The 12,246-nt window shown below is 70.4% G+C and carries 10 protein-coding genes; 8 read left to right on the top strand and 2 right to left on the bottom strand.

The window, feature by feature from the left end; genetic code table 11:
* Together NE2_RS31680 and NE2_RS31685 are read left to right on the top strand one after the other, a co-directional pair.
* The coding region (locus tag NE2_RS31680) for a PD-(D/E)XK nuclease family protein (protein WP_174554004.1) at nucleotides 1-1,630 on the top strand (1,630 nt) is incomplete at its 5' end.
* A complete protein-coding gene (locus tag NE2_RS31685) occupies nucleotides 1,627-5,370 on the top strand; it encodes an ATP-dependent helicase (RefSeq protein WP_084494468.1) in 3,744 nt (1,247 codons plus the stop codon). The genes NE2_RS31680 and NE2_RS31685, both read left to right, overlap by 4 nt.
* A gap of 13 nt (nucleotides 5,371-5,383) precedes the next feature.
* Here NE2_RS31685 and NE2_RS31690 read toward each other — a convergent pair whose 3' ends face one another.
* The gene (locus tag NE2_RS31690; protein ID WP_063010319.1) at nucleotides 5,384-5,776 is read right to left on the bottom strand and encodes a DoxX family protein; all 393 of its coding nucleotides are present in this window, start codon (nucleotides 5,774-5,776) and stop codon (nucleotides 5,384-5,386) included.
* A gap of 171 nt (nucleotides 5,777-5,947) precedes the next feature.
* Between NE2_RS31690 and NE2_RS31695 the strand changes: the two genes are divergently transcribed.
* Together NE2_RS31695 and nudC are read left to right on the top strand one after the other, a co-directional pair.
* On the top strand, nucleotides 5,948-7,006 hold the full coding sequence (locus NE2_RS31695; protein WP_063032089.1) for a potassium channel family protein: 1,059 nt from the start codon (nucleotides 5,948-5,950) through the stop codon (nucleotides 7,004-7,006).
* Between the two features lie 57 nt (nucleotides 7,007-7,063).
* Complete coding sequence (gene nudC, locus NE2_RS31700; RefSeq protein ID WP_063032091.1) at nucleotides 7,064-7,990, top strand: NAD(+) diphosphatase; 927 nt, start codon at nucleotides 7,064-7,066, stop codon at nucleotides 7,988-7,990.
* A 21-nt stretch (nucleotides 7,991-8,011) separates the two neighbouring features.
* Here the strand turns inward: nudC and NE2_RS31705 are convergent, their stop codons facing one another.
* Nucleotides 8,012-8,263 (bottom strand): mycoredoxin, encoded by a 252-nt coding sequence (locus tag NE2_RS31705; RefSeq protein ID WP_281207748.1) that lies wholly within the window; start codon nucleotides 8,261-8,263, stop codon nucleotides 8,012-8,014.
* A gap of 103 nt (nucleotides 8,264-8,366) precedes the next feature.
* Between NE2_RS31705 and NE2_RS31710 the strand changes: the two genes are divergently transcribed.
* The 4 genes from NE2_RS31710 to NE2_RS31725 all read left to right on the top strand — a co-directional run bounded on the left by NE2_RS31710 (nucleotide 8,367) and on the right by NE2_RS31725 (nucleotide 11,995).
* Nucleotides 8,367-8,804, top strand: coding sequence for an SRPBCC family protein (locus NE2_RS31710; RefSeq protein WP_063032093.1), 438 nt, complete (start codon nucleotides 8,367-8,369; stop codon nucleotides 8,802-8,804).
* 18 nt (nucleotides 8,805-8,822) lie between these two features.
* Nucleotides 8,823-9,275 carry an EVE domain-containing protein gene (locus NE2_RS31715; protein ID WP_063032095.1) on the top strand — a complete coding sequence of 151 codons (453 nt, stop codon included), beginning with the start codon at nucleotides 8,823-8,825 and terminating at the stop codon, nucleotides 9,273-9,275.
* A complete protein-coding gene (locus NE2_RS31720; RefSeq protein ID WP_063032097.1) occupies nucleotides 9,272-9,742 on the top strand; it encodes a MarR family winged helix-turn-helix transcriptional regulator in 471 nt (156 codons plus the stop codon). The genes NE2_RS31715 and NE2_RS31720 overlap by 4 nt, the downstream gene beginning before the upstream one ends.
* A 102-nt stretch (nucleotides 9,743-9,844) precedes the next feature.
* Nucleotides 9,845-11,995: an ATP-dependent DNA helicase UvrD2 gene (locus tag NE2_RS31725; RefSeq protein ID WP_228818210.1), complete on the top strand. Its 2,151-nt coding sequence runs from the start codon at nucleotides 9,845-9,847 to the stop codon at nucleotides 11,993-11,995.
* Nucleotides 11,996-12,246 lie beyond the last annotated feature (251 nt).

A 12,246-nucleotide genomic window follows, 5' to 3' on the forward strand; every position in this document is an offset into this window, starting at 1 on the left:
GGTCGAGGATGCGCTGTGGGCGTTGTGGACCGCGTCGCGGCTGGAGAAGCGCTGGGTGGCGCAGTCCGAGCGTGGCGGGGCCGGTGCCGTGCAGGCCGATCGCGACCTGGATGCCGCGGTCGGGTTGTTCGACGCCGCTGCCGCCTATGTCGACCGGCTGCCCGGCGCCTCGGTCGAGGGGTTCGTCGAATATCTGGAACAGCAGGAGATCAACCAGGATTCGGCTCCGCTGACCGAACCCGGTGACGCGGTGGCGATCGTGAGCGCGCATGCCGCGGCCGGCCGGGAATGGGATGTGGTGGCCGTCGCCGGGGTGCAGGAGGGAATCTGGCCCAACCTGCGTCCGCGCGGGACCCTGCTCGGCATCGAGGAACTGGTCGACCTCGTCGGGGGCGTGGCCGATCCCGGCGAACAGGTCAGCCGGGCCGCGCCGATCCTCGCCGAGGAGCGCCGGCTGCTGCTGCTGGCGTGCAGCCGGGCCCGGCACAGCCTGCTGGTGACCGCGGTCGAATCCGTCACCGGCGACCGCGATCTGGTGCCCTCCCGATTCCTGGCCGAACTCGATCCGGAGGCCGAACCGGGCGAGCCGGGACGTATTCCGCCACCGGTCGATCCGGGGCGCGCGCTGGTCGCGCAGGCCCTGATCGCCGAGTTGCGCGGTGTGGTCTGTGACGACGGCGCCGATCCCGCCCGCCGGGACCGGGCCGCCACCCAGCTGGCCCGGCTGGCCGCGGCCGGTGTGCGCGGCGCGCATCCGGACGAGTGGTACGGCATCGCGGACCCGAGTTCGGAACTGGCGCTGTGGGACGACGGTGATGGCCCGGTCGCACTGTCGCCGTCGACGGTCGAGCTGTTGCAGACCTGTCCGCTGCGCTGGGCACTGGAGCGGCACGGTGGCAGCGACGGGGACAACCCGCATGCAGTCAAGGGCAATCTCGTGCACACGCTGGTCCAGGCGCTGGCCGGGCGGGTGACCGAGGATCAGGTGAAGGCGGCGCTGGTCAAGGCGTGGAAGGCCGTCGACCCGGCCTCCGGGGAGGACGGCCCGCACAGCTGGCACTCGCGGCTGGAGTTGCGGCGCACCGAATCCATGGTCGACACCTTCCTCGCCTGGTTGCGCAACACCCGCGCCGAACTGGCCGAGGTCGGGGTCGAGGTGCCGGTGGACTGTGTGCTGTCGGCCCGCGATCCGGACGAGGTGCCGGTGCGGATCCGCGGCCGGGTCGACCGGGTGGAGCGTGATGCGCTGGGGCGCTTCGTCATCGTCGACGTCAAGACCGGTAAGACCCCGATCTCCAAACAGGCCGCTCAGGATCACGCCCAGCTCGCGACCTACCAGGTGGCCGCGGGCGCGGGCGGATTCGCCGCCGAGGTGGACGGCGGCAGTGTCGAACCGGGCGGCGCCCGCCTCGTCTACGTCGCCAAACCCAGTCGCGACGGGGCTACCGAGCGGTTGCAGACCGCGCTGGATTCCGACGGTATCGCCCAGTGGCGCAAGGCGATTCACGATGCGGCGGCCGCCACCCGAGGGCCCGGCTTCCTGGCCATGCGCAATGACGGCTGCCGGCACTGCCAGGTGGCCGGGAGTTGCCCAGTGCAGGACACCGGCCGCCAGGTGACGGATCGATGACGATCACGCCGGAGCAGTTGGCGCAGGCACTCGGCCTGCCGCCACCCACCGACGAACAGTCCGCCGTCATCGCCGCACCGCTCGGCCCGACGCTCGTCGTAGCCGGTGCGGGCGCGGGCAAGACCGAGACGATGGCCGCCCGGGTGGTCTGGATGGTCGCCAATCGGCTGGTGGCCCCGGACGCGGTGCTGGGACTGACGTTCACCCGAAAAGCCGCGCAGCAGTTGACGACTCGTATTCGCACCCGTCTGGCGCGGCTGGCCGGATCGCCGCTGCTGCGCGAGATCGACAGCACCGGCCGTCTGCGCGCGACACTGGTCGGCTCCGAACCGGAGATCAGCACCTATCACTCCTACGCCGGCCGGCTGCTGTCCGAGCACGGCCTGCTGCTGCCCGTGGAGCCCTCGGCCACCCTGCTCACCGAAACGCAGTTATGGCAGCTCGCGCATCGCGTGGTCACCGGCTGGGACGGCGATCTCGATACCGAGCGCACGCCGGTATCGGTCACCGAGGCGGTGCTGGCGCTGTCCGGTCAGCTCGCCGAACATCTGGTGGAGCCCGAGCAGCTGGCGGTAGCGCATCGGGAGCTGGAGCGGCTGGTGGAGACGTTGCCGCCCGGCCCGCGACAGCGCGGCGGGCCGAATCAGGAGCTGCGCGCGATCGTCAAGGCACAGCAGGATCGGGTGGCGCTGCTGCCGCTGGTCGCGCGGCTCGGCGAGGAGTTGCGGCGCCGCGGCGCACTGGATTTCGGCTCGCAGATGTCGCTGGCCGCGCGGCTGGCCGCCACCCACGCCGAGGTCGGGGCGGCGGAATGCGAGCGGTTCCGCCTGGTGCTGCTGGACGAATATCAGGACACCGGGCACGCGCAGCGCATTCTGCTCGCGGCATTGTTCGGTGATCGCGGCGCGGTCGGTCTCGGCGCCGAGGTGCCGGCGACGGAATTCGCCACCCGCCCGGCGGTGACCGCGGTCGGCGATCCGATGCAGTCCATCTACGGCTGGCGCGGTGCGTCGGCGGCCAATCTGCCCCGCTTCACCACCGATTTCCCGGCCGCGCCGAACGTCGCCGCGCCCGTATTGCCGCTGCTGACGAGCTGGCGCAATCCGCCGGAGGCGCTGGATCTGGCGAATCTGGTCGCCGAACCACTGCGCGGCGCCGAGGGCGGGGTCACGGTCGACGCCCTGCGCCCCCGCCCGCAGGCCACGGCCGGAACCGTCGCGCTGGCTCTCACCGAAACCGTTGCCGAGGAACGGAACTGGGTCGCCGAGCGGATCGCCGCGGAATGGGAGCGGTGTGCCGACGCCGGACGGCCACCGCCGACCTCCGCGGTCCTGGTACGCCGCAACGCCGACGCGGCGCCGCTGGCCGAGGCGCTGCGCGCGCGGGGGCTGCCGGTGGAGATCGTCGGCCTGGGTGGTCTGCTCGCCACTCCGGAAGTGGCCGATATCGTGGCCACGCTGCGGTTGATCGCCGATCCGGCGGCCGGCAGCGCCGCGATGCGCATCCTCACCGGCGCGCGCTGGCGGCTGGGCGTGAGCGATCTGAAGGCGTTGTCGGCGCGGGCGCGGGAGCTGTCGATCGTCGGGGCGCCGGGTCGCGCGGAAGCCATCACCGATGCGGCCGGGTTGTCGGAGGCGTTGCGGGCCGTGGCGCCCGAACCCGCCGAACAAGCCGGCATCGCGGACGCCATCGCCGATCCCGGTCCGGCGCAACGGTATTCGGAGCTGGGATATGCACGCATCGTCGCCCTGGGGCGGGAGCTGGCCGCCCTGCGCGAGCGCAGCGGGCAGTCGCTGCCGGAACTGGTCGCCGACGTGGAACGCACGATCGGGGTCGGGGTGGAAACCCAGACCCGCCGCGCGGCCGCGGGCGCCGGCGCCGGGCGTGAACATCTGGACGCCTTCGCCGACGTGGTCGCGGGCTACGCCGGTGACCACCGTGCCACTCTGCCCGGGCTGCTGAGCTTTCTCGCCGCCGCCGAAGAGGTCGAAAACGGTTTGGAACCGGGCGAAGTGGAGGTGGCGCACGACCGCGTCCAGGTACTCACCGTGCACGCGGCCAAGGGGCTGGAATGGGAGGTGGTGGCCGTACCACACGTATCGCGGAGCCTGTTTCCCTCCGGGAACGCCGCCGCGACCTGGCTCGGCGCGCTCGCCGAACTCCCCACCTCCCTGCGTGGTGACCGGCAACGCGACAGCGACGGCGACGCGACGGATTCCGCGCCGGTGCGCGACGGCGTTCCGGTCCTCGATCTCACCGAACTGTACGACCGCACGGATCTGGAACGGGCGATCAAACAGCACAAGGAGGCGCTGGCCCGCCGCCGCCTCGACGAGGAACGCCGGCTGTTCTACGTGGCCCTCACCAGAACCGAACGCGCGCTGTTCGTTTCGGCCCACCACTGGGCCGAGACCGGCTCGACGCCGAAGGGCCCCTCGGATTTCCTGCTCGAACTGAAGCGGTGGACCGACCATCCGGAGTCACCCGGACACGGCACCGTGCGCGTCGATATCTGGGCCGACCCGCCACCCCCGGACGCACCCAACCCCTTCACCGACAATCCCGCCGTGGCCGACTGGCCCCGCGACCCGCTCGGCGTGCGGCGGCAGGCGGTCGAAGCGGGTGCGGCCCTGGTTCGTACCGCGCTCGCGCACCTTCCGCCCGAGCCCGACCCTCGTGATCATCGCAAGCAGACGTCGAACGGCCACACCGGTCCCGTCCGGAGCGATGCCCCCTCGGTTCCCGCCCGCCGGGCCCAGGACGACCCGGGCGCACTCGAAACTCCGTGCCAGTTGGACCTTTTCGCCGACCTGACGAACGACCCGGCGACCTCCGGCACCAACGGCGGCAACGGAGAGAGCGAGGAGGAAGGCGCGGTGCCCGCCGAGCCCGACCCGGATCCCGAAGGCTGGGCGGCCGATGTGGATGCCCTGCTCACCGAGCACTTCACGACGGCCGAGGGCATTCACGAAGTGGAGTTGCCCGCGCAGCTGCCCGCCACCGCGCTGGTGGATATGCGGGCCGATCCGGCCAAGTTGGCGGCCCGGCTGCGGCGGCCGCTGCCGTATCCGCCGAGCCCACTCGCCCGGCGCGGCACCGCGTTTCACGCGTGGTTGCAGCGCTGGTTCGGCGCGGTCGGGCTGCTCGATTTCGACGAACTGCCCGGCGCCGCCGACAGTGGTGCGGGTGACGCCGATCTGATCCGGCTGCAGGAGGCGTTCCTGGCGTCGCCGTGGGCCGACCGCAACCCCGTCGATGTCGAGGTGGGATTCGAGACCAGCATCGGCGGCACGCTCATTCGCGGCCGGATGGACGCGGTGTTCAGCGAACCCGGCGGCCGCTGGCTGGTCGTCGACTGGAAGACCGGCGCGGAACCGACACGCGCGGAGGAACGCTCGGTCGCGATGCAGCTGGCCGTCTACCGGGTCGCGTGGGCTCGCATGATGGCCGCGCAGACGGGGGAGACCGAAGAGCTCGTGCTGGAGAAGGTCGGCGCCGCATTCCATTACGTCCGCAGCGGCAGGACGGTCGCACCCGCCGAACTGCCGGGGCCGGCCGAGCTGGCCGAACTCATCACCGAGGTCGCGCCCGCCTGGGCGCCGCCCGCCGGCTCGCAGGCGCAGGACGGCCCGGAACGCGCCGACGACCTTCCGCCCGACGAAGAGTTCGGTGCCGAACCCCCGCCCGACCCGGACCTGGTGTCCGAAGCCGATTTCGCCCCCGACTATCTGCCGGAGTGAAACCCGTTGCGCCTCAGGCGGCTTCGCGGCTGATGCGCAGGGCCTGAGTGATCATCGGCACCTGGAACGGCAGCCGCAGCACCGACACCCACTTGATCGCCTTGGCCGCCTTCGGATTTCGCACCGAATCGGCGGCGAACTGGATGTTGGCCGGGAAGACCGCGAGGAACAACAGCACCGCGAGCCGACCCCCGAGCCGCCGGGTCCGCGGGGCGGCCAAGGCGGCCGCCACGCCGATTTCGGCCACACCCGACGCGTAGGTGTAAGTGCGCGCCCGTCCTGGCAGAGCCGGCGGCACGATCGAATCGAAGGGCTTGGGCGCCACGAAATGCAGCGTGCCCATGCCGAACAGCGCGGCGCTCATCAGCACCGCTCGCCGCTGCGAGCCTCGACCGGCGTCACTCATGCTGTATTCCCTTCTCCGCCCCGGCTCCGCGCTCTCTCCGGCGCGAGTGGGGTCGCTCCGTGGTGACGCTACGCTCCTGCCTACTCGCGTGCCCAGTCCCTCGACCCGGCTTCCGGCCGGTACGCTGCCGATCTGTGGCACAGGTGAGCAACGACATATCGGGGGGATACCGTGTTCGGTGACAGCTCACGAGGTCTGGGCCGTTTGACGGATCGTCCCGATTACGCGCTGGTCGGCATACTCCGCATTCCCGAAATCCGGACCAGCCCGTGGGTCTCGCTGACCCGCCGGGTCGCGTTCGCGCTGCTGCTGCTGGTGGCGGCGACGCTGGTGGTCTATTTCGGCCGCGCGGGTTATCACGACAACCGCGGCGAGGAACTGACTCTCCTCGACGCCGCCTACTACTCGACGGTCTCACTGTCGACGACCGGCTACGGCGACATCACCCCGATCACGGAGCAGGCGCGGCTGATCAACACGATCGTCATCACCCCGCTGCGCGTGTTGTTCCTGATCGTCTTGGTCGGCACCACCCTGCAGGTCCTCACCGAGCGGTCCCGGCAGGCGTTCAAAATTCAGCGATGGAGGCAGAAGGTGCGTAATCACACCGTGGTCGTCGGATACGGGACGAAGGGCCGGACCGCGGTCGACGCGATGCTCGGCGACGGGGTGCAACCGGCCGAGATCGTGGTGGTCGACACCGACGCGACCGTCCTGGAGGCCGCGGCCAATGCCGGGCTGGTGACGGTGCACGGCTCGGCGACGCAATCGGATGTGCTGCGGCTGGCCGGAGCTCAGCACGCGGCCTCGCTGGTCATCGCCGCGAACCGGGACGACACCGCGGTGCTGGTCACGCTCACCGCGCGGGAACTCAATGCCAAGGCCAAGATCGTCGCGTCGATCCGGGAGGCCGAGAACACCCATCTGCTCCGGCAATCGGGTGCGGATTCGGTCGTGGTCTCCTCGGAGACCGCGGGCCGGCTGCTCGGTATCGCGACGACCACCCCCAGCGTCGTCGACATGATCGAGGACCTGCTCACCCCGGAGGCCGGGTTCGCGATCGCCGAACGGGACGTGGAATCCGACGAGGTCGGCGGTTCACCGCGGCATCTGCGGGATATCGTGCTCGGCGTGGTCCGGGAGGGCACGCTGATCCGGGTCGACGAGCCCGAGGTGGACGCCCTGGAAACCGGCGACAAACTCCTCTACATCCGCCGCGTGCACAAATAGCCCGGACTGGCGACGCCTGCTCCGCGCAGGTCGCAACCACCGCGATACCCTCGAAGCGTGTCGGTATTCGAACTGAATGGTCTTCCACTGCTGTCTCGTTCCGCCCTCGATCGTGCGGAGACGTTGCGCTCGGACGAGCAGGCGCTGAAGCAAGGATGGGCCGAGGCCAAACTGGTGCGGATGAACCGGCGGGGGCAGGTTCGGATCGACGGTGATCAGCTGGTGCTGGAAGCGGCGCTGGACTATGCGTCCGAGCCGGTGCCCGAGGCGGTCCTGCTGGGTGTGGTCGACGGCGCGCACATCTGGGCGGTTCGGGACAACGAGCTCGAGGGCCGGCTGATGGACCTGCGGGTGGTGGGCGCCTCGCTGCACCTCGACGACGTGATTCTCGGCATTCTGTCCACCGCACTGGCGCTGCTGAACTGGCACGACCGCGCCCGCTACAGCGCCGTCGACGGCAGCCCGACCACCGTGTCGAATGCCGGCTGGTCCCGCGTCAACGCTTCCGGGCACGAGGAATTCCCGCGTATCGATCCGGCCATCATCTGCTTGGTGCACGACGGTGGCGACCGGGTCCTGCTCGGCCGGCAGCAGAACTGGCCGGAGAAGATGTTCTCGCTGCTGGCCGGCTTCGTGGAGGCGGGGGAGTCGTTGGAACGCTGCGTCGAACGCGAGATTCGCGAGGAGGTCGGCGTCGCGGTGAGCGACATCCGCTACCTCGGCAGTCAGCCGTGGCCGCTGCCGCGTTCGCTCATGCTGGGGTTCGCCGCGGTCGCCGATCCCGATGCGCCGCTGGTCTTCTCCGACGGCGAGATCGCCGAGGCCCACTGGTTCACCCGCGACGAGGTGCGCACGGCACTGGCCGCGGGCGCGTGGGGTTCGGTCACCGGCGACACCGGAAATGCCGAGCAGCAACGGCTCCTGCTGCCGGGCTCCATCTCGATCGCCCGCACCATCGTCGAATCCTGGGCTGCGGCAGGCTGATTCGCCCGCGCTCGCCGTCGGTCAGCCGATCGCGGCGAGGGCGCTCTTCACCTGGGCGAGGCTCGGGTTGGTCGCGGTGGACCCGTCGGAGTACTTGACGGTCGGCACCACGTGGTTGCCGCCGTTCACGCTGCCGACGAACTCGGCCGCGTCGGGATCCTGTTCGATGTCGACGACGGTGTAGGTGATGCCCGCCTCGTCGAGTTGCTTCTTCAGGCGGCGGCAGTAGCCGCACCAGGTCGTCGAGTACATGGTCAGGTCAGTAGCAGTCACGCCTGATTGAACATCGAATCGGTTTTCCGTGTTCCCACGGCTGGCTGTGATGTCCGCCGGAAGGGACTTGCCAAACAGATAGTAAGCGCGCATACTAAATCCCATGACGCAGATTGCCGCAGCTCACGCCGTATCCACCGCCGCACCCGCCGACTTCTTCGCGGTCTGGGCCGATATGGCCACCTGGCCGGAATGGAATGCCGACACCGAGTGGGTCCGGCTCGACGGCCCCTTCGCCGAGGGGGCGACGGGCACCTTGAAGCCGAAGGGAGGCCCGAAGGTCGCGTTCGTGATCGAGAAGCTGACCGGCGAGGAGTTCGTCGACGTTTCCCGGCTGTTCGGCGCCCGGCTGATCTTCGCGCATCGCGTGGTGGAGACGGCCGCGGGCACCGAGGTGTCGGTGACCATCTCGATGACCGGCCCGCTGCGCCGGCTGTGGTCGGCGTTGATGGGCGGCGGACTGGCCGATTCGGTCCACCGTGACCTCGCGGCGCTGGTCGAGACGGCCGAGGCGCGCCGGGCCGTTCCGGGCACCCGCTGAATCGTTCGAGGAGGACTCATGAGCAAGTACTGGCTGGCCGTCGTCTCCCGCGATCACGTGCGTCGCGGGGTGGCGCTCGGCATCGCGCAGGCCAATCACGGCAAGCGAACTGCGGTCGAACGGATGCGGCCGGGTGACGGGCTCGTCTACTACTCGCCCAGAACCGGTATGCGCGAGGGGGGCGCGGTGAAGTCGTTCACCGCGATCGGCACGATCGACGATCGGCCCGTGTGGCAGGCGGACGATCAGGGCGGCTGCTTCCGGCCGTGGCGGCGCGCGGTGACCTACCGCCCGGACGCGCGCGATGTCTCGATCGATACCGTGCGCGGTGACCTGGATCTCACCAGCGTCCCCCATTGGGGCATCGTGCTCCGGCGCGGCGTGGTGGAACTGAGCGCGCACGACTTCGAGGTCATCTCCCGGGCCATGCTGGGCGAGGAGGCGGGCGAGATGTCGGCGGCCGCCCGGTGAGCGACGAAAATCGTGCCCTGCGAACCGAATTCGGCAGCGCCGACGAAAGCCCCGGCCTGTTGTTGTGGCAGGTGACCAACCGGTGGCAGGCAGCGGTGCGCGCGGCGCTGGCCCCGTTCGATCTCACTCACGTGCAGTTCGTTCTGCTGGCCGCGCTGACCTGGTTCGGCGGGTCGGACGCCGGCACCCCGATCACGCAACGCGATCTCGCCGCCCATGCCGCCACCGACCCGATGATGACCTCCCAGGTGTTGCGGGCCCTGGAACAGAAGGGCCTGATCGAGCGGCGGGATCATCCGCACGATCGACGGGCGAAATCCCTGGTTCCGACGAAAGCCGGTGTGGCACTGGTCAATCGCGCGATCGTCGCGGTGGAGGACTGCGACCGGGAGTTCTTCGGGCCGTTGCACGCCCGTTCCGCCGACTTCGCCGCGTCGTTGCGGACGCTGCGGGACGCGCGGAGTTGAGCGACGGGCGCGCCGGCCGGGGGAGCCGCGGCGGGACCCCCGTGGCGCCGGGCAACCGGGGGCGTCGTCGCGGCGGCACGGATGTCGGTGGTGCCTGTCATGATGGAGCGCGTGCCTGTCCCGACCTCATCGACCAGCCTGCGGCTCGACGGGCTCGATCCCGAGCAGGCAGCCGCGGTGCGAGCGCCTCGTGGGCCGGTGTGTGTGATCGCGGGAGCCGGCACCGGCAAGACCCGGACCATCACCCACCGCATCGCCCATCTGGTCTCGGCCGGGCATGTGCGTGCCGACCAGGTGCTGGCGGTGACCTTCACGGCGCGGGCGGCCGGTGAGCTGCGGTCCCGGTTGCGTGCGCTCGGCCTGGGTGGCGATGCGCAGACCGTCCAGGCGCGGACCTTCCACGCCGCGGCGCTGCGGCAGCTGAAGTACTTCTGGCCGCAGATCGTCGGCGACGTGCCGTGGAAACTCATCGACTCCAAATTCGCGGTCGTCGCCCAGGCCGCCCAGCGCGTCGGCCTGCCGACCGCGACGGAGAACGTACGTGATCTGGCGGGCGAGATCGAATGGGCGAAGGCCTCGCTCATCGCGCCGGAGGACTACCCCGTCGCCGCCCACCGCCACCACCGCGACATCCCGTATCAGGCGGACAAGATCGCGGCCGTCTACACCGGCTACGAGACGTTGAAGAACACTGCGGACGGTCTGCTGCTCGATTTCGATGATCTGCTGCTGCACACCGCCGCCGCGCTCGAGGACTACCCGGCCGTGGCCGAGGAATTCCGTGGCCGCTACCGGTGCTTCGTCGTCGACGAATATCAGGACGTGACCCCGCTGCAGCAGCGGGTACTCGACGCGTGGCTCGGCGACCGCGACGATCTGACCGTGGTCGGCGACGCCAATCAGACGATCTACTCGTTCACCGGCGCCAGTCCCGCCTATCTGCTCGATTTCTCTCGCCGGTTCCCGGACGCCACCGTGGTCCGGCTGGAACGGGATTACCGATCCACGCCGCAGGTGGTGTCGCTGGCCAATCGCGTGATCGGCGCCGCGCGCGGACGCATCGCGGGGACCCGGCTGCAACTGGTCGGGCAGCGCGCCGACGGGCCGGAACCGTCCTTCGCCGAGTACGACGACGAGGTCGCCGAGGCCACCGCCGTCGCCAAGGGCATCGCCGGCCTGCTCGGGCGTGGTGTCCCGGCCGCCGAGATCGCCGTGTTGTATCGCATCAACGCCCAGTCCGAGGTGTACGAGCAGGCGCTGACCGAGGCGGGCATCCCCTATCAGGTCCGCGGCGGTGAGGGGTTTTTCCAGCGGGCCGAGGTCCGGCAGGCGGTGCAGGCGCTGCGGCAGGCCGGAGCCCGCGACGACCTGCCCGCGGCGCGCGGCCCCGAGGTGGTGACGCTCGTGCGCGCGGTGCTGGCCCGGCTCGGGCTCACGGCCGAGGAGCCGGCCGGTGCGCAGGCCCGCGAGCGCTGGTCGTCGCTGGTGGCACTGGTACAGCTCACCGAGGAGCTCGCCGCCCACGATCCCGGCCTCGAATTCGCCGGACTGCTGCGGGAACTGGCCGCCCGCGCCGAGGCCCGCCACCCACCGACCGTGCAGGGTGTGACCCTGGCCTCGCTGCACGCGGCGAAGGGGCTGGAATGGGATGCGGTCTTCCTGGTCGGGCTCACCGACGGCACCCTGCCCATCGCCCATGTTCTGGGCGAGGGCGGCGCGGTGACCGACGAGGCCGCGCTGGAGGAGGAACGGCGGTTGCTCTATGTGGGCGTGACCCGGGCGCGCGAACATCTGCGGTTGTCGTGGGCGCTGGCGCGTGCCGACGGCCGGCGCCGCAACCGGCGGCGCAGCCGATTCCTCACCGGGCTGGTGCCGGAGGATTCCCCGGCGTCGATGGTCGCCCAGCAGGCCGGTGCGCGGGGTGGTCGCGGCCGCCGGCTGCCGGTCTGCCGGGTCTGCGGGCGTTCCCTGCTCAATTCGACCGACACGCTGCTCGGCCGGTGCTCGGGCTGCCCGGCCGAGGTGGATACCGAACTGCTCGGCGCGCTGCAGGAGTGGCGGCGCCAGCGGGCCGAGGAGTTGCAGATCAAACCGTTCGCGGTGGTGAGCGTCAAAACGCTGACCGCGATCGCCGAACAGGTGCCGACGGACGAGGACGCGCTCGCCGCGATTCCGGGTATCGGACAGCAGAAGTCGCAGCAGTTCGGCCCGGAGCTGCTGGCGATCGTGCGATCCCGGGTGCGCAACCGGTGATTCGGTGAGCGCTGCGCGAGTGACAAAACCGCAGGTGAAAAATAGGTTGTGCGGTTGTGTATCGCACCCGTAGGGTGGTGATCACGCGCTAGGAGGGCATTCCGGCGCGCACAGTGATCAGTCGGATAACGAGTAGGAGGGAGGTAGACAAAATGAACAACATCGTGACTCTCGCTTCGAGAAGCGTTGTGGCACCGGTGGTTTCTGTCGTGTCCGCCTCCCGGGGGGTCCTCGCCTTGCAGGGGACCGGT

The organism is Nocardia elegans NBRC 108235 (assembly GCF_001612845.1).
Taxonomy (GTDB): Bacteria; Actinomycetota; Actinomycetes; order Mycobacteriales; family Mycobacteriaceae; genus Nocardia; species Nocardia nova.